Source organism: Brevibacterium sp. CSND-B09 (assembly GCF_052906525.1).
This window is the reverse complement of the sequence record NZ_JBREGI010000001.1, coordinates 2,698,360-2,716,207: the sequence shown is the minus strand read 5'-3', so window position 1 is coordinate 2,716,207 and position 17,848 is coordinate 2,698,360. Positions and strand designations below refer to the sequence as shown.

Sequence of the window (17,848 nt, the reverse complement as noted above, 5' to 3'; positions counted from 1 at the left end):
TCATGACACTGTGACAGGATAACGCGGACTGGTCGTGGATTGAAGTCCACTTGCCCGAATCGATGCTGAGCTGAGACTTCGGCCCGGTGCCGATGGCCGATATCGGCCCCGATCGGAACCGGGGACAGACCTCAGCCAGGTGTCACATATCGGTGCCTGCATCAGCGACGCCGGAAGCTCCGGTGGAGCCGAGGAATTCCGTGGCAAGCAAGTCGATCGTCTGAGTCCGTCCTGGGTCTTCGCGTACGTCTTCGCCTTCCATGGCGCCGGCGATCGGTTGGATCATGATCTCGTCGACCTCGAAGCGCTCAGAGAGTTCCTCGAGCTGCGCGGCCACGGATTTCGTGTCGCCGATGATCCAGTTGCCGGAGAGCTCTTCGCCGACCATACGCTCCTGGTCGGTCATCACCGATCGCACGTCGTCGCCAGCCAGGTGCAGCTTCTCCATCGGTCCGCCGGTGCGCATTCTGGCCATCTGCAGCATGAATGGCTCCGAGCGCAGCCGCGCTTCTTCCTCGGTGGGTGCTGCGACGACGTTGGCCGTGACAAAGGTCTGCGGCTTGTCTCCGTAAGCGCCAGGCGTGAAATTGTCGCGGTAGATCTTCATTCCGGTGGTGGCACCCGATGCGAAGTGGTTGGCGAAGACATAGGGCATGCCGAGTTCAGCTGCCAGCCTGGCCGAGTAACCGGATGAACCGAGCAGCCACGGCAGCGGCTGCGTTCCCGGAGCTGCCGCGGGCGTCGCCTTGAGCACATGTTCGCGTCCAACGTGAAGCGGAACTCGCATCCCCTCGGGCCGCATGAGGCTGAGAGTGTCGATCACGTGCTGGGGGAACTGTTCGACGGGATCGATTGCTCGTCCTTCACGGTCGACCATCCGTCCTTCACCGAGGTGGCCGCGCATTGCCGCCGAAGTGATCGGGTCCGTCCCCGGTGCGCGACCGATTCCCAGATCGATGCGGTCGCCGTAGACAGCGGAGAGCAGAGCGAACAGCTCGGCGACCGCCAGCGGGGCGTGATTGGGAAGCATGACTCCACCGGAACCGAGGCGGATCTGCTGTGTTCCCTGGCCGAGGTGCATGAGTTCGGGCCCTGGCATCGTCGATGCGATCGAGGGCATGTTGTGGTGCTCGGCGACCCAATAGCGGGTGAATCCGAGCTTGTCAGCCGTGTCGATGATCTGCTTTGAGGCGGCGAAGGAGTCTGCTGTCGTCTGTCCTGTACGGACAGGAACGAGGTCAAGGATCGAAAGCTTCATAACGAGGCAACAGTGCATGTGAGAAGAACATTCCGTTCCCCGCGGACCACGCCGCCGATGAACCGCACCATTGGTCTCGGCCACGTGTCCCGCGAATAACTGTCACATTGCCGGGGTTTTGCCAGCCGAACCCAAGTGCTTGTCAGCTGAACCTAAGTGCTTGTCAGCCGAAGAGAGTCTCTCCGATTTCCCGCGCGATGAACCGTGCGTGGAGCACCGGTTCTTGTGCTGGATCGATGGTCGCCGGTGGCACCCACGCGGGCCGACCGTCGATGAGCATTCTGCAGTCCCAATCGGTGTAATCAAGCAGGTGGTGATGCGCTGAACAGGCCAAAGTGAGATTGTTGACGTCAGTCTTGCCGTTCTGCGCCCATGGGACGATATGGTGCGCTTCGCACCAGCCGGGAGGAGTGTCGCATCCGGGGAACGTGCATCCCTGGTCACGGCTGGCGAGAATTGCCAGCTGTTTCTCTGTGGCCAACCGTCGTTCTGTCGCGAGTGCCAACGATTTCGCTCTTTCGCCCATGAGGTGGAAGAAGACCGATCCGTTCAGTCCTTCCAGAGCAGCGGAATCGATCGGGAACGGCGTTTCGACTCCCGTGACGGCCTTGCCGGTCCGGTTCGCCAGGTCTTCTGCCTTGGCTGTGACGACCAGTGCGTAGGCCGCTCCGGCCTTGATGCGGTTCATTTCGATGCTGCCGATGACGCTGGAGAAACGCTCGTAGATGCGACGCCGGACACTCGGCTGCTCAGCGGCCATCGTCACCAGTGAGCCGTCCTGCCTCACCCCGGCCCCCTGCGGGATCTCACCATTCGCGCCGACCTGTGGCGGGGTGAAGTCGAGCGAGGGGTCGAGACAGTCCGAGCGGTCGCCGCGCAGGACCTCCGTATAGACGTCGACGACTTCCTGGTCGAGGTCGCTCACACTGGCACTGCCGCTTTCGACTGCGGAGCGGGCATCGTCGGCAGAACGGGTATCATCGGTGGCGCTCGCTCCGTCGATTGGGCGTTCGCCATCCGCGGGAGCGGCATCGATGCCCGCCGCATTCGCGCACCTGTCCTCGTCAGACTGAGAATCGGTTTTGATGCGCGAAGTCAGCAAGCCATTGAGAATCCCACCGGTCTCCTCGTCGAGGCGACCTTTGAGGGTCCACGTTCCGTCCTTCGCCTGGCGCAGGTTGACAGCGAAGCTGTCCCGGTCTGCCGCTTCTTTCGGTTCCTGGCCGTCGGGATCGATCCAGCCCAGGATCTCTTCGAAGAGTGCATGGATATCGCAGACGCGAACCGCCTGAGCCTTTTCGACGAGCAGGCTTTCAGCCTTGATCTTGTCGTCCTCCGATACGTTCACAGGCAGGTTCTTCAAGCATTTGGAGATCGTCGACGCCTGGTTTGCCGAGAGCACTCCTTCACGAAGGGCAGCTGCGAGAATCGGAAACTGCGCCTCGATCGATTCCCCGCTCATGCTGGTCCGCTTTCCCAGGCACTCAGCGAGCTGAGTGCGGCGATAGGCCTCTTGTGCAGACAGGTTGAGCCGATGTTGGACCAGCGCCTTCGTCGTTTTCGCCCCGTAGTCGCGGGGCGTGCCGACACGTTCGAACACGGAGAGGGTCACGACCGACAGGGACTCCGTCAGACGGTTCAAGGTCTCAAGACCATCGAGAAGAGTCACCGCGTCATCGGGCCCCATGGGGCGAGTGAAGTCGTGGAGCCCGTCGAGCAGGCCCTGCAGAGCGCAGATGCTTTCTGTGACTTCCGGGGCTGCGTGCTTCAAGTCTGACCAGCGAAACTCGTCGAGCAGGGGATGCGTGTCAGCTTCTGAGTCATAGCGTTCGGCGAGTGCCTTGTGTCGCTCCGCGCGTTCTACCTCAGCGATACGTTCGGCTTCTTTCTGCGCCCGCTTCTTCGCCTCGTACCGCTCAACGTGGGCGTTCCACTCCGCTCTTTCACGCGCGAGTTCTTCGTCCTCTGCGCGAGCCTGCGGGTTCTTCTTCAGGAACTCCTCACGCTCCGCAGCTCGCTGTGTCTCACGTTCTTCGCGCTTTGCTTTCATCCACGCGCTTTGGCGTGCTTCGATCTCTCTGATGCATGCCTGGACCTCTGCCTCGGTCTCCGGCATCGTCGTCCTGCTCGACCAGGGCCCCTGCCCGGCGTGGATAACGCCACCCGGAAGAGCAGGCGCCGCTGCGTCAGCCTCGATAACAGCTGCTTGACTGCTGCCTTCCGCAGCTACGACTCCGTCGACGACTGCATCGCTGCCATCCTCGACGGCGTCATCCTGTCCGTCACCAGCTTGGTCGGCGACCGCCTCGCCGTCGGCCAGGTTGTCGGCGATCCCGTCGAATCTGTCGGCGAGAGGATGACCGGTCAGATCGAATCCGGCCTCAGCGAGCAGCTCCCGGTAAGTCGACCTGGAGGAGTCACTGTCGGCAGACCGGGCAGAAGAGCCGGCCGCAGTTGGAGGGAGGTCACTGGGCGGTGAACCTTGAAGGGGTGGTGCCTGCGAAGCCTTTCCCGCTTCGCAATCATCGTGCTCGTCGTACCTTCGGTCGGGGATGAGAGCCATCTTCTTCGTATCCGTTCATCATCGTTGATGTCTTCGGCTTGGCTCCATTCTAATCCAGGAATAGAACAGAGTCGATAGTTCTGTACGATTTATTCGAGATCTTTTCTCTGTTTTACTATTTTGTACTATTTGCGCTGGTCAATGGGAGATCTCACTCGGAGTGCGGTGTTTGACAATGATCGCTGGCGGCGACCAGAAGAAGGGGCTCTCACCTACGGTGTCGACGAAGTGGACCTAGACTACTTCTCGCCACTGACGCGAGCACGCAGAACCAGGACCCGCCACGGTCACGCTTGCGGAACTCACTTCCCGCCACAATCAAGCGCGCGCAACCGACGCCCCGTCGTATCAACGAGCGCCTGCGCCGGCCCACAGCTCCACTCAGCTCTTCATATGAACGCGCTGTCCTTCGGGTCCGAACAGGCTGAGATACTCGACCCCGCCGTCATCGGCTCCCCCGAACCAGTGCGGAGTGCGCGTATCGAACTCTGCGGCCTCTCCAGCACTGAGAACCATCGTCCGGTCGCCGAGGATGAGGGTCAGGCGACCGCGGATCACATACACCCATTCGAATCCGGGGTGAGTCTTCAGCGCACCGAACTTCGGTGTCTGCCGACCGTCGACGATGTGCTTGAAGGCCTGTACTCCGATCGCTCCGCGGCTGAGCGGCAGGATCGTCTGATCGTGGAACTTCCGCGGGGAGATATGAATGCGCGGATCGCCGATCGGCGGAGTCCCCACAAGCTCATCGAGCGGGAGCCCATAGACCCCAGCCAGCGGCAGCAGCAGCTCCAAACTCGGCTTGCGCTTCCCGGATTCCAGGCGCGACAGTGTGCTCGTCGACATTCCGGCAAGCTCAGCCACCTCGTCGAGGGTGCGCCCCTGCTCCTGCCGCAGCCCTCGCAGGCGAGCGCCGACACCCGCCAAAGACTGCCGGATAGCCTCCTGCGCCTCAACCGGGGCGGACCCATCGGAGAGGATCTCCGACATCCGACCCGTCGCATGAGCGGCGCGCTCCCCTGACTCTCTTGGCTCTTCCATGCCCTCAGCATGACACAATTTGCTGTTTCTGCAAACACGTTTGCACTTTTATACGGGCTAGGAACACACTCGAATAGACGCCGACCATCCATCAGCACACAGGAGAATCATGACCACCCAAACTGCACCCGTAAACTCCCAGCCAACTGCGCCCGACTCGTCGGCCGAATCCGCGCAGGATTCCTTCGATGTCGCCGTCATCGGCGGTGGGGCAGGCGGCCTCGCCGCATCGATCGCCCTGGCCAGGTCTCTGCGATCCGTCGTCGTCATCGACGCAGGCCAGCTGCGCAATTCCTCAAGCGCACACGCGCACAACGTCCTCGGCCACGAAGGCATCAGGCCCCAGGATCTCGTGGCGAAAGGCCGCGCCGAGGCCAAAGAGTACGGCGTTGCCTTCATCGATGCGACCGTGCAGCAAGCACGCACGATCGATTCGGAACCCCACCCCGCCGAGGCGGCTCCGCGGTATCGATTCGAACTGACCACCTCGGCGGGGGTCGATGTCAGGGTCCGACGCATCATCATCGCCACCGGTTTGAGCGACGAACTTCCGGACATCCCGGGTCTCGCGGAAGGCTGGGGCGACACCGTCCTGCACTGCCCCTACTGCCACGGCTTCGAGGTGCGCGGACAGCGCATCGGGGTCATCGGCACAACGGCCATGTCATACCACCAGGCGATGTTGTTCTCCCAGCTCAGCGACCACGTCAGCTTCATCCGTCACAACGCTCCCGCCCCTGATTCCGAACAGACGGCAATGCTCGATACGCTCGGCATCGAGTTCATCGATTCCACCGTCACCGAGGTGGCCCGCACCGAGTCCGGCACCGTCGTTTCACTGGCGGCCGCCGAATCCGCGGACGGAGCGGAATCTCTTACCTTCGATGCGCTCACAGTCGGTGCGTTTGGTCGAGCGAATGCCGACCTGTTCGCCCAGCTCGGAGGCGAGGTCGTCGCTCACCCGAGCGGGATGGGCACCTATATTCCGACGCAGATGGCAGGGCAGACCGATGTGCCCGGCGTCTGGGCGGTCGGCAACAGCGCAGACGTGTCGGCGATGGTCGTGGCCAGCACAGCCAGCGGGGTGATGGCCGGTGCCCATGTCAACGCCGATCTCGTCATGGAGCGGCTCCGCTGAGACGTGCACGCAGCGGGCACATGTCAGCCCAGCGAGCCGGGTTGTGTGTGCGCTGCGGTCAAGCCCTCAGTGCGCGGCTTTGACGCACAGCACCGGGGCCTCGGCGTCGAGGATGACCTTCTGGATGGTCGACCCGAGCAGGAACTTCCCGACCGGGGTGCGCTTCCGGGTTCCGAGCACGATCAGTTCGGCTCCCACCTCGTTGGCGGTGTCGAGGATCTGTTCGGCCGGGTCGTATTCGCTGCCCAAGGTCAGCACGCGAAACTCGACGTCCGCTCTGGTCAGGTAGTTGTTGACCGATTTGAGCTCCCCCTCGCCGAGGCGGTAGGAGTCGCTGCGCTGCGCCGACCGTGACGCATTGACGACGACGAGCTCCTTGCCGTCCTTCTTCGCCTGCGCGATGCCGGCATCGAGAGCAGCGTGTCCGGCGGGATTGTTGACGTAACCGACGAGTACTGTCATTTTTCACCTTCGTTGGATTGAGCTGTACAGAACCGAGCGCGCAGGTCGGGAACCCACAGTCCCAGCATATCGAGCGATGCAGACATGGGTCGGCGAGCGGCGACTCCGTACCGGGAATGGACGACATCGTCCCGGAGAAGTGCAGCACCGCCTCGGCGAGGGGATGAGCTCACGACAGCTCTTCGGGATTGCGGAATCGGGTGCTCGTGCCCTTCGTCGAACGGTTCCAGAACCAGGTCACGGCCCACAGGACGACACCGATGCCGACGAGCGCCGCCGCGATCTGATACTGGATGAGCTCATCGAGACGGGCCCACGGACCGACGAGGAACACGCAGGTGATGACGCCGATCCACGGCAGAATCGTCGGCGCCTTGAAGTGTTCGGCATTGCCGGACTTGTCCTTGCGCAGGATGAGCACAGCGACGTTGACGACGGCGAACACTGCCAACAGCAGCAGCGAGGTGGTGCCGCCCAGAGACGCGGTCACCGTCTCGGGCAGGATCGTGGTCACGAAGAAGATGAGTGCGAATGCGATCAGCGTCGTGAAGATGATCGACACCCACGGCGAGCGGCGTCCGGCCAAGACCTTCGCGAACACGGGCGGGAGCACGTTCTGCTTGGCCATTCCGTAGAGCAGACGGCTGGCCATGAGCATGTTGATCAGGGCCGAGTTCGCAACGGCGAACATCGTCATGAATGGGAAGATCGTATCGATCGGCAGGCCCGGAGCACCCTCCCGGACGACCTCGAGCAGCGGCGTCTCGCTCTCGGTGAGCACGCCGATGGGCACTGCTGCGACGGTGACCAGGGAGACGAGGACGTAGATGATGCCGGTGATCGTCAGACCAGAGAGCATGATCTTCGGGAAGATCCGCGGATCCTTCGTCTCCTCGACCATGTTGACCGAATCCTCGAAACCGACCATGGAGAAGAAGGCGAGCGCAGTGGCACCGGTGACCGCGAGGAAGACGCTCTTGTCGCCCTCGGTCTCGAAGATCATCACGCGTGAGAAGTCGGCGTCACCCGAACCGAGTGCGAAGAAGCCGACGACGATGACCAGCAGTAGACCGCTCAGCTCGATGAGAGTGAGGACGACGTTGAACCATACGCTCTCGCCGACTCCGCGGAGGTTGATGAGCGCGATGAGGGTGAGGAACGCCAGCGCAATCCACATCACCCCTGTGCCGGAGACGTCCCAACCGAAGCCGGCCACGAGGTTCGCCGCGAAGACATTCGACGCCGTCGATGCCGAGGTGATTCCGGAGCTGAGGACGGCGAAGGCGACGAGGAACGTCACGAAGTGGACTCCGAACGCCTTGTGCGTATAGAGCGCTGCACCCGCAGCCTGCGGATACTTCGTCACGAGTTCCATATAGGAGAAGGCGGTGATCAGCGCGATGAGGAAGGCGAGGATCACCGGTGCCCAACCGGCACCGCCGACCTGCCCAGCCACCTTGCCCGTCAGAGCATAGACGCCGGTTCCGAGGATGTCACCGACGATGAACAGAAGCAGCAGCTTCGGCCCCATGACCCGCTTGAGGGTCTCGGGCTGGTGTCCGTCACCGGGGTCGATTGTCGTCGTGGGTTCTTTGTCGCTCACGATTCCTCCGTGTCCAATGCGGCGGCTGTGCCGCATACCTGGCAACCCTGACTGTGGTCAGAGCCTCGCCTAGTATGCCTCAGTCACGAGCCTGACACACAAGCTTCAGTTCCGAACCACCGTGAGAAACGCGGAGAACAGGGCCTTCGAATCACGTTCGCTCTCCGGCCCGAGCTCCATCGCTTCTTCCAACAGGGTATCTTTATCGAACCCCAAAGTCTGCAGTTTCTCCGCATCCCAGCGCTCGATGTTCGCCCGCGTCGACTCCGGGTGGAACTGCGTCCCCCACGCCCTGCCGACCCGGAACGCCTGGAATTCGCAGGCCTCGCTCCTGGCGAGCAGGGTCGCCTCCTCGGGGAGGGCGACGATGCGGTCGACATGGCTTTCGACGAACGAGGTCCGTGGCCGGATCGCGGAGAACACCGGGTCCGCGGCCGCCTCGGCGGTGGTGTCGATCCGCGTGTATCCCTTCTCCGGCGCCCCGGTCCGAGCCTGCACATCGCCCCCGATGACGTGGGCGATGAGCTGCCCGCCGAGGCAGATCCCGAACTGCGGCAGATCCGTGGCCAGGGCATGGCGGACGAGTTCGGCCTCATCGGCCAACCACGGGGCCCGGTCCGTCTCATCGGGCATGTACCCGCCGCCGAGCATGATGAGCCCGTCATAGCCATCGAGCTCCGAGGGCCCGGGCAGGGGTGAGACCCCGCCGATGCGCAGATCGAACTCGACGTTCTCGCTGATCATCCACCGTGTCAGCAGCCCCGGCTGGGACTCGATGTCATTGACGATGACGAGCAGCCGCGTCATGATTCCGCCCCCGCCGAGGCGGCCGAACCATTGCCTGCGGACCCGACGTTGCCGCCGCCGTTCACCGTCGCCGAGGCGGCCGTGCCGTTGGCCGCGGAACCGGCGTTGGCCGCGGACGGTGCGTCGACCGCCGAGCCGAGGAACGCCGTGTACGCATCCTCGTGCGCGTCGAGGACGCGCATCGCATTGTCGAAGCCGATCTTGCGCAGGTCGGTCTGCGACCAGCCGCGCGAGGCGAGCTCGGCGAACAGGTTCGGATACTGGCCGGCATCACCGAGTCCGGTCGGCAGCTCATCGACTCCGCAGATGTCGCCGCCCAGTCCGATGTGGTCGATGCCGATCCGTTCGCGAACGTAATCGCAGTGGTCGGCGACCTGGGCCACGGTCACCTCGGGGGCGGTTCCCTGTTCTCCGGCGTCGACCCATTCGCGGCGGGCGTTCGAGACGAACGAGGGCACGAACGTCATCATCGCCACTCCCCCGTTGTCGGGCACGCGGTCCAAGACGTCGTCCGGGATGTTGCGCGGGTGCGGGTTGAGACCGTACGCGCAGGAGTGGGTGAAGAGGACCGGCAGGGTGCTCTGGTCCAGCGACTGGTGCATGACGGTGGGCGCGACGTGGGAGAGGTCGAGGATCATGCCGATCCGGTTCATCTCCGCCACGACCTCACGTCCGAAGACGCTCAAGCCGCCGTGAACCGGTTCGTCCGTGGCCGAGTCGGCCCAGGAATGAGTGGTCGACCACGTCAGAGTCATATAGCGGGCCCCGGCGCGGGCGTACGACCGCAGCACGGCGAGGGATTCGTCGATTTGCTGACCGCCTTCGACGCCCATGAGGGAGGCGACCTTGCCGGCTGCGCGAGCCGCACGGACGTCGGCGGCGGTACGGGCGAAGGCAAGTCGTTCGGGGTAGGCGGTGACGACACGCTGGACCGCGTCGATCTGCTCCCATGTGGCCTTGATCGCGTCGGCGCCGGTGATCGAGGAATGAACGTAGACGGACCAGTACTGCGCGGCCACGTGTCCGGCCGCCAGCTGATCCATCGTGGTGAACGGCGAGACGGCCGGGTCGTTGAGCCCCTCCACGCTGTAGTCGCGTTCCTCGCGCAGGTACCAGGCGAGGTCGTTGTGTCCGTCGAAGACGTCGACGGCGGGTGCGGATGCTGCGTCTGGTGCGGATTCGGTGTCGGGTCCGGTTGCGGAGGCTGTGTTGGGTGCGGTCATGGTCGGGTCCTTCCGGTCGGGCGGATTGGGTCGGTGCAGGGGTGCACGCACGGAACGGTACTCCCGCGATGGGGAGGTCGGCCGCCTCGGCGAAGTGGGGTCGGTCCGTTCATCATGCCAGCCCGGACAGGATCTGGGCCGACCACAGGCCGAGGAACGTGCCGAGGAACGTTCCCATCAGCGCGAACAGCACACCGACGGGGACGAGCTGTCGGTTGAAGGCTCCCGCAACGACCGGCGCCGAGGCGATTCCGCCGATGTTCGCGGTGCTGGCCACGGCGATGCTGAAGAGCTCGGTGCGGGTGAGCTTGGCGTAGATGAGCATGATGGCGATGTGAACGACGAGGACGATGATGCCCGCCACCAGATAGAGCGGCGCTTCGGCCAGGGAGGTGAAGTCCGAGCCCGAGGCGATGATGCCGATGATGAGGTAGAGCAGAATCGTCGCGAGCTCATTGGATCCGGCGGTCTTGCCGAACCGAGTCGATCCGATGGCGAGCCCGAGGACGCTGACGATGAGGATCGTCCACGCGGTGCCGTCGATGACCGCTCCGACCTCGGGCAGCAGTTCGCCGAGGCGGATCGCCAAGGCCGAGGCCAACAGTGCGAATCCGATGAGTCCGAAGATCGACGACAGAGTCATCGGCGTCTCCTCCTCGGCCGAGACCCTGTCGGTGAAGTCGAGCTTCGACATATCGGCATTCGTCCACTTGTCGAACTTGTCGGAGACTGTGACGGAGGAGAAGATGAGCAGCAGCCAGAAGGAGTAGAGCACCGTGTCGACGATGAGGACGTAGCCGAACACGTTCTCGGGTGCCTGGAGGACCTCCTGCACCGCGACCATGTTCGCCGAACCACCCGTCCACGAGGCGTTGAGAGCGCCGAGGGCCTTCCACGCTTCCGGGTCGAGGCTGGAATGCAGGATGAGGTAGCTGATGATGAAGCCGATGATGATGCTCGCCGCGGTCACCGCGAAGGTGAGCAGCAGCTTGGGCCCGAGCTTGATGATCTGCCGGATATCGCACTTGAACAGCATGAGCAGGATCATCGCGGGCAGCATCACCTCGCGCAGGGTGTCGCCGACCGCGGTGATGTCTCCACCGTCGTGGTCGAAGACGCCGAACGTGTTGAGCAGCGCCGCCACGATGTAGAGGATGACGAAGCCGGGCACATATTTGAAGAGCTTGAAGCGCCCGCTCCGGTCCGCGACGACGAGCGCTGCGGAAATCGCCAGAAGCAGGCTGATGAATAGAAAACCGTCCGTGATCACTAACGACACTTCCTCATTGAATACGTCCATCCCGGCAGAGGCAGAGCCGACTGTGCCGCAGCTGGCTGCGCCGCACGGCGCGGATGGCAGCAGCACCGGTTGGGCCAGTGGCAGAGCCACGGGCGGCACCGAGGATGCCTCCGGGATGGAGCAATGTGCAGTTGTCGATCGGATCCGGTCCGGTGAGGGCCCGGGCAATCGGGGTGGTCGAAGGCGCTGCCTAAGCGGTGACCTCGCGGTACTTCTTCGCGGCGTTGTTCACTGCTGTGATCAGCGCCTTCTGCGAGGATCCGTGGTAGCGGCGCTGGATGCGCTCTATCAGTCGACCAGGGTCCGTGATGTCGGCATCGACGAACAGGCTCCGAATGAAGTTCCGGGTCAGAGCCAACGTCGCCGTGCAGTCCACATCGAGGATTCGGTGGGTGTCCGGCTGGATCTCGAATGCCACGTAGAACAGACCGAACTGGTTGGTGATCGGGTTGTTCGACGGAGCCTTCGCTTCGCCTGTGAGGTAGATCGTATCGGACATCGCCCACCAGACTACCCCACGGCTCTCGGCGCCGAGACCGGTCCGAAAGCAGCCGGGGCGCTCCCAGAGCGGCCGCGAGTCGCCCGGCAGGCGACGACTGCCGCCGGGGACATTCGTCAGGCGAAAGGCGAGTTCCCATCGACGGCAGTCGAACGCAGTGGACGCTCAGAGGAACCGGTGGATCGCGTTGCCGGCCTGCCGCATGATCGGCATGACGTCGACGACGCGGTCGGTGCCCGGTTCCCAGTTCGCGAACACCGCATAGGCGACGCGACGCGTAGGCGTCATCACGATCCCGGCATCGGCCCGGATCGTCCCGTTCGTGCCGGTCTTGTTCCACACCCACACGTCCCGCTGGTAGTTGTAGTGAGCGAGCGGGTCCAGATCGAACGCCGAGGCGACCATCGAGGTGTCCGCGCCGGCTCCCAACCAGCGCCGGAAGACCTCGTTCGTCGACTCGTCCCAGAATTCGTCCTTGGCGTGCCTGGCCATGAAATCACTGAGCTCCGCGGCCGTGCCCGTCGACAGTGTCCGCGGCGCTTTGGCCGGGCGCGGCCAGCGCAGAAAGTCGTGCAGACCCGAGTTCCTGTACCCGAGCTTCTCCACCTGATCCGCAACATTCTCCAGCCCGACCCTGCGGATGAGCACGTTCGTGGCGAAGTTGTCGCTGAACGCCCCGATGAGCAGAGCGACGTCGAAGATGCTCAGATCGTCCTGCTCCATGAGGTACCAGATCCCCGATTCGTCGACCCTCTCCGAAGGCCGCCGATGCAGGCGTTCCTCCAGGTCAAGCGTGCCGTCCTTGTACATCTGCAAGGCAGTGTGGAGGAGGAAGACCTTGCCCATGCTGGCGGTGTCGAGTTCGTCGTTCTCATTGTGGGCGAACACCCGTTCCCCACTGTCGACGTCGAAGGCCAGAGCGCTGAATCGCACTCCGGGCAGTCCATCGAATTTCAGTTCGCTCATCAGCGTGCTCCTGTCAGTCTCGTTTCGTTCATGTCTGCGCGCCCGCGATTCGTTCGCCTCACCGAGCCGGGCCATCGGCACGTGGTCGGCACCATCATGCCTGCCCACCCGCGTGATCCACCCACAGCCGCGGCCGTTCCCCGGGCTCCGCCTTGAGCGTGACGTCGACGCCGAGTGGGGCGCTCGGCGCATCGGGATCGTGGCCGAAGCCCATCTCAGACACGATCGGGATTCCCAGACCGCCGAGGTAGTCGATCATCAGCGCCTCCACCTCGTGGACGGGCGCGCAGTCCTCCCACGAGCCGAGCACCACCGCATCCGCCGAGGTGAACCACCCGCCGCGGACCAGCTGCACCATGAGATTGTCGAGCCGGTACAGCTCCTCGTCGACGTCTTCGAGCATGAGGATGCTCGGACCCCGATGCTCGCGTCGTTCCCGCACGTCGATGAGCTCGGGACTGCCCATCCCCGCGGCGATGAGACTGAGATTTCCCCCGCCGAGGCGGCCCCTCGCCGACCCCGGAACCAACGTCTGCGCCCGGCTGAGCGGGCGGGTCGCAGCGGTCTGCTCCGCCGCAGCGGTGCCCTCCGTCGAGGCCTCTGCGGGGAAGCCGAGTTCGCGCCCGCCCCAGGGATGAAACAGCCACGAGGCCACCTCGTCGGGCACGACCGTCGAGTTCTTGAACGGGTCATTGCCGACCATCGGGCAGAACAGAGTCGCGACGCCGAGGTGGTGTTCCCAGGCCTGGTGGAGTGCGGTGATGTCCGAGGAGCCGGTGAGCAGCTTGGGACGGCCGTCCCTGCGCAGCATGTGCCGGCGCATGAGGTCGAAGTCGATGCCGTCGAGCAGGCGCATGGCTCCGAACCCTCCGCGGAGCGCGATGACCGCATCCGTGTCCGGATCGCACCACGCGTCGACGAGATCGGCCCGGCGCTCGGCGTCCGTGCCGGCCAGATACTTCACCCGCGGGTGCCGGCTGCGGACGTTGGCCCCCGGCACGACGTCGAAGCCCCAGGATTCCAGCTGGGCGATGGCCCGCTGCAGCGACTCCTCGTCGGTGGGTCCCGACGGCGCAATGAGGCGAACGGTGTCACCGGGCGACAGCGGCGCAGAATCGAGATATGGGCTCGGCTTACTCATTCCTCACCAGACTCTGACTTCCCAATCGGGGAACCGCGGCGAGCAGCTCCTGAGTGTACTCGTGCTGCGGATCGGACAGCACCCTGTCGACCTCACCGTATTCGACGATCTCCCCTCTCTTCATCACCGCCACCGTATCCGCGATGTTCCAGGCCAGGCCGAGGTCGTGGGTGATGATGAGCGCACTCATCCCGAAGTTCTTCTTCAGCGCGAGGAACAGCGACAGGATCTCCCCGCGCACCGAGGCATCCAGCGACGCCACCGGCTCATCGGCGATGAGCACCTGCGGGTCGAGAGCCAGTGCGCCGGCGATGACGACGCGCTGCCGCTGTCCGCCGGAGAGCTCCTGCGGAATCGACTCGAGATAGTCCTCGGCCGGGGTGAGCTCGGCGGCTTCGAGCGCGCCGATGACCCTCTCGTACTCCCGGTCCTTGATCCCCTGAACCTTCAGGCCCTCGACCACGGCCTCGTACACGCTGCGTTTGGGATTGAGCGATCCGGCCGGGTCCTGCAGAATCATCTGCACCTTCTGCCGAAATGCTCGCAGCTCCTTCGCCTTCTTCGGCAGAGCCTTGCCCGCGAACGACAGCTGCGAACCCGCTTCCACCTCCTGCAGACCGAGCAGCGACCGTGCCAGAGTCGTCTTCCCCGAGCCGGACTGGCCGACGACGGCGAGGATCTCCGCCTTCCGCAGCTGCAGGTCCACACCGCGCACCGCACGTTCACGACCCCGCCGGGTGTCGAAGGAGACACTGAGATCCTTCGCCTCGAGCACTACCTCATCCGTCATGGTGAATGGTTCGGCCCGGACCACCTCGGCGGGTTTGAGTGTTCGGGGATTCAGCCGGGATTCGGGGTCCCCGATCTGCGGAAACGCACCGGCCAGCTGCTTCGTGTAGTCCTCCTGCGGAGACAGGCACACTTCGTCGCTCGGTCCGTATTCGACGAGGCGGCCGTGACGCATGATCGCGAGTTTCGCGCACACGGCCGAGAGCACGGCGAGGTCGTGGCTGATCATCAGCAGGGAGATTCCGCGTTCGGCGACGAGGCGGGCCAGGCCGGACAGGATCTGCTTCTGCACGATGACGTCGAGAGCCGTCGTCGGTTCGTCGGCGATGATGATATCGGGCTCGCAGGCGAGCGCCATGGCGATCATGATGCGCTGTTTCTGCCCGCCGGAGAGCTCGTGCGGATATGCGCTCGACTTCGATGCCTCGAGGTTGACCTCGGCGAGGAGTTCGAACATCCGGTCGCGGCGCTTCTGCGGGGTCGTCCACGTGCCCTTCGAGTGATGTTCGAGGGCTTCGATGATCTGCTGCCCCACCTCGCGGACGGGGTTGAGAGAGTGCAGAGCTCCTTGGAAGACGATCGAGGCCTGCGCCCACCGGACCGCGCGGATCTGGCCGAAGCTCAGCTCCCGGATGTCCTGCCCGCCGAGGAGGACCCGCCCGTCGAGGCGAGCCGACTTCGGCAGCAGGCGCAGAGCCGACATGATCAGGGTCGACTTCCCCGACCCGGACTCCCCCGCGATGCCCAGGGTGGCACCGGCGGGCAGGTCGAGGCTGACGTCTTCCACGGCGACGACGTCGCCGCGGTCGGATGAGGAGCGGTAGGTGATCGAGACGTTCTCGAAATGAAGGTCGGTCATCAGCGGCTCCTCAGGGCAGGGTTGATGATGGCCTCGAATGCGCGCCCGACCATCGTGAAGGCGAGCACGACGAGCAGGATCGCCACACCCGGGGTGAGCACGTACCACCAGTAGCCGGAGGTCGCCGCGGACACGTCCATCGAGTTCTTCAGGATCGTGCCCCACGATTCCTTCGACGTGTCCCCGAGGCCGAGGAACGACAGCGTCGATTCGGCGATGATCGCCCCACCGACGGTCAGCGTCGTGTTCGCGAGCACGAGCGGCATCACCGCAGGCAGCAGGTGACGGAACAGGATATGGGAATGTCCGGCACCGAGGATGCGCGCCCTTTCGATGTAGAGCCGAGATTCGACGCTCAACGTCTGCGAGCGCACGATCCGTGCGGTCGACGCCCATGAGGTCAGTCCGATGGCGACGACGATCGTGAAGACACCGCGCTCGAGCACGGAGGACAGCACGATCGCGAGAAGCAGGGACGGCAGGACGATGAAGAAGTCGACGATGCGCATGATGATGCCGCCGAACAGTCCCGTGAAGTGACCTGCGGCCAGGCCCATGATGGTGCCGATGATCATCGACATGACGGTCGCGGCGACGCCGACGAGGATCGACACGCGCGCTCCCCAGAGGATGCGCACCCACAGCTCCCGTCCCAGGTCATCGGTGCCCAAGGGGTGGTCGAGGCTCGGCGGGGCATAGCGCGGCACGTCGAGCTGCTTCGTGACATCGAGCATCGAGGCCGGGGCGATGAGCGGTGCGGCGATCGCGATGACGATGAAGAAGAGGAGCACGACGGCGCCGATGAGCGCCGGAACGTCGGAGCGGAAGAGCGCCCAGTTCTTCTTCGCGTTGTTCAGGCGGCGTTCGCGCACGAGCTTCGCGCCGTCGACGGCGGGGATGGATCCCCGGGTTTCCGAACCACGCGGATTCGGTTCGTTCGATGAGGGGCCGGGGGCCGCCTCGGCGGGGGTGTTCGCGCTCATCAGGCCCTCCTGACGCGGGGATCGAGGAATCGGTAGACGATGTCGGCGGCGAGGTTCATCACGATGATGATCGCCGAGAACACGACGAAGGTGCCCTGCAGCAGCGGCAGGTCGGGGCCGCGGATGGCTTCGAAGGTGAGCTTGCCCAGTCCCGGCCACGAGAACACGGCTTCGACCGTGACTGCGCCGGCGATGAGTCCGCCGATGTGGAGGAAGACGACGGTGACGGTCGGCAGCAGCGCATTCGGCACGGCGTGACGGCGGCGGACCTCATCCTCGGTGAGTCCTTTCGCGCGGGCGGTCGTGAGGTAGTCCTCGTTCATCTCCTCGAGCAGGGAGGCGCGCATGATCATGAGGAACTGTGCGTAGACGACGGCGACGAGCGAGACGACGGGGAGGATGAGGTGTTTGATGACGTCGATGATTCCGGCCGGTGACCATGGGTCGAGGCCGGGGGTGATCATGCCGCCGGTGGGCAGCCATTGGAGGGTGCCGCCGAAGATCATGAGCAGGATGAGGCCGAGCCAGAACGTCGGCACGGACCAGAAGATCAGCGAGGTCGAGGAGGCGAGCTTGTCGAACAGGGAATTTCGGCGCCAGGCCGAGATCTGTCCGAGCCACAGGCCCAGGACGATGGCGATGACGGCCGCGGTGGCGGTGAGCAGCAGCGTCGGGCCGAGGTATTCGCCGATGAGCGAGGACACGGATTTCCGGTACACGTAGGACTCGCCGAGGTCACCGGTGACGATGCCGACGAGGTAGTCCCAGAACTGGACGATCACGGGTTTGTCGAGTCCGTATTGGCTGCGCAGTTCGGCGATCTGCGCCGGCGACATCGGCCGTTCCTTCGCGATCTTGAGCACGGGATCGCCGGGCAGCATCCGGAAGGCGAAGAAGCCGAGCACGATGACGAGGACCATCGAGGTCGCGGCCCCGCCGAGCTTGCGCAGGAAGTAACGGGCGAACGATCCGCCGGCCGGTGGTTCGTCCATATCGACGGTGGCGGGGTTCGCGTCGGCGGGGTTCGCGTCGGCGGTTGCCGCGGATCCCTTCGCTGAGGCGGGGCTGGGGTTCGTGGGGTCGGTGCCCGGGTTCGCCGTGCCCGGTCCTCGGTCAGGGCGATCCCCGGACTGGGGATCGTGGGTGGGTGTGCTCACTGTGGTGCTCCAGGTGGTGGGGACGGGACCGTGGGCCCGGGTGCCGCAGGTGGTGCGGA

Annotated in this window: 16 protein-coding genes; 2 read left to right on the top strand and 14 right to left on the bottom strand. The window is 64.4% G+C overall.

The features are described from left to right. Window positions 1-142 precede the first annotated feature (142 nt). Both ACU4IU_RS12100 and ACU4IU_RS12095 read right to left on the bottom strand, forming a co-directional pair. Complete coding sequence (locus tag ACU4IU_RS12100; RefSeq protein ID WP_446656854.1) at window positions 143-1,258, bottom strand: LLM class flavin-dependent oxidoreductase; 1,116 nt, start codon at window positions 1,256-1,258, stop codon at window positions 143-145. A 163-nt stretch (window positions 1,259-1,421) separates the two neighbouring features. After that, window positions 1,422-3,308: a DUF222 domain-containing protein gene (locus ACU4IU_RS12095; RefSeq protein ID WP_446656853.1), complete on the bottom strand. Its 1,887-nt coding sequence runs from the start codon at window positions 3,306-3,308 to the stop codon at window positions 1,422-1,424. 156 nt (window positions 3,309-3,464) lie between these two features. On the opposite strand from ACU4IU_RS12095, the gene ACU4IU_RS12090 reads away from it, so the two are divergent. After that, on the top strand, window positions 3,465-3,737 hold the full coding sequence (locus ACU4IU_RS12090) for a hypothetical protein (RefSeq protein ID WP_180345573.1): 273 nt from the start codon (window positions 3,465-3,467) through the stop codon (window positions 3,735-3,737). Between the two features lie 465 nt (window positions 3,738-4,202). Here ACU4IU_RS12090 and ACU4IU_RS12085 read toward each other — a convergent pair whose 3' ends face one another. Next, the gene (locus tag ACU4IU_RS12085; protein ID WP_446656852.1) at window positions 4,203-4,862 is read right to left on the bottom strand and encodes a helix-turn-helix domain-containing protein; all 660 of its coding nucleotides are present in this window, start codon (window positions 4,860-4,862) and stop codon (window positions 4,203-4,205) included. 109 nt (window positions 4,863-4,971) lie between these two features. Here ACU4IU_RS12085 and ACU4IU_RS12080 point away from each other — a divergent pair, with 109 nt between their 5' ends. Then, window positions 4,972-6,000, top strand: coding sequence for an NAD(P)/FAD-dependent oxidoreductase (locus tag ACU4IU_RS12080; RefSeq protein WP_376906902.1), 1,029 nt, complete (start codon window positions 4,972-4,974; stop codon window positions 5,998-6,000). 66 nt (window positions 6,001-6,066) lie between these two features. Here the strand turns inward: ACU4IU_RS12080 and ACU4IU_RS12075 are convergent, their stop codons facing one another. The 11 genes from ACU4IU_RS12075 to ACU4IU_RS12025 form a co-directional block, all read right to left on the bottom strand. Then, window positions 6,067-6,462: a universal stress protein gene (locus ACU4IU_RS12075; protein WP_101543775.1), complete on the bottom strand. Its 396-nt coding sequence runs from the start codon at window positions 6,460-6,462 to the stop codon at window positions 6,067-6,069. Window positions 6,463-6,631: 169 nt separating this feature from the next. Beyond that, window positions 6,632-8,065, bottom strand: a complete 1,434-nt coding sequence (locus tag ACU4IU_RS12070) for an APC family permease (RefSeq protein WP_376906900.1) — start codon at window positions 8,063-8,065, stop codon at window positions 6,632-6,634. Between the two features lie 105 nt (window positions 8,066-8,170). After that, the gene (locus ACU4IU_RS12065) at window positions 8,171-8,872 is read right to left on the bottom strand and encodes a type 1 glutamine amidotransferase (RefSeq protein ID WP_139468105.1); all 702 of its coding nucleotides are present in this window, start codon (window positions 8,870-8,872) and stop codon (window positions 8,171-8,173) included. Further along, complete coding sequence (locus ACU4IU_RS12060; protein WP_376906899.1) at window positions 8,869-10,095, bottom strand: dipeptidase; 1,227 nt, start codon at window positions 10,093-10,095, stop codon at window positions 8,869-8,871. Before ACU4IU_RS12060 ends, ACU4IU_RS12065 begins: the two co-directional genes overlap by 4 nt. 112 nt (window positions 10,096-10,207) lie before the next feature. Then, window positions 10,208-11,365, bottom strand: coding sequence for a DUF819 family protein (locus ACU4IU_RS12055; protein ID WP_376906930.1), 1,158 nt, complete (start codon window positions 11,363-11,365; stop codon window positions 10,208-10,210). 220 nt (window positions 11,366-11,585) lie between these two features. Then, window positions 11,586-11,894, bottom strand: a complete 309-nt coding sequence (locus ACU4IU_RS12050) for a DUF3870 domain-containing protein (protein WP_139468103.1) — start codon at window positions 11,892-11,894, stop codon at window positions 11,586-11,588. A 165-nt stretch (window positions 11,895-12,059) separates the two neighbouring features. Then, window positions 12,060-12,860 (bottom strand): serine hydrolase, encoded by an 801-nt coding sequence (locus ACU4IU_RS12045; RefSeq protein ID WP_139468102.1) that lies wholly within the window; start codon window positions 12,858-12,860, stop codon window positions 12,060-12,062. Window positions 12,861-12,954: 94 nt separating this feature from the next. Continuing rightward, a complete protein-coding gene (locus ACU4IU_RS12040) occupies window positions 12,955-14,001 on the bottom strand; it encodes a S66 peptidase family protein (RefSeq protein ID WP_139468101.1) in 1,047 nt (348 codons plus the stop codon). Then, window positions 13,994-15,649 (bottom strand): ATP-binding cassette domain-containing protein, encoded by a 1,656-nt coding sequence (locus tag ACU4IU_RS12035; protein WP_139468100.1) that lies wholly within the window; start codon window positions 15,647-15,649, stop codon window positions 13,994-13,996. The genes ACU4IU_RS12040 and ACU4IU_RS12035 overlap by 8 nt, the downstream gene beginning before the upstream one ends. Next, window positions 15,649-16,632 carry an ABC transporter permease gene (locus tag ACU4IU_RS12030; RefSeq protein WP_434591615.1) on the bottom strand — a complete coding sequence of 328 codons (984 nt, stop codon included), beginning with the start codon at window positions 16,630-16,632 and terminating at the stop codon, window positions 15,649-15,651. The genes ACU4IU_RS12035 and ACU4IU_RS12030 overlap by 1 nt, the downstream gene beginning before the upstream one ends. Further along, window positions 16,632-17,789, bottom strand: a complete 1,158-nt coding sequence (locus tag ACU4IU_RS12025) for an ABC transporter permease (RefSeq protein ID WP_446656851.1) — start codon at window positions 17,787-17,789, stop codon at window positions 16,632-16,634. The genes ACU4IU_RS12030 and ACU4IU_RS12025 overlap by 1 nt, the downstream gene beginning before the upstream one ends. Between the last annotated feature and the right edge of the window lie 59 nt (window positions 17,790-17,848).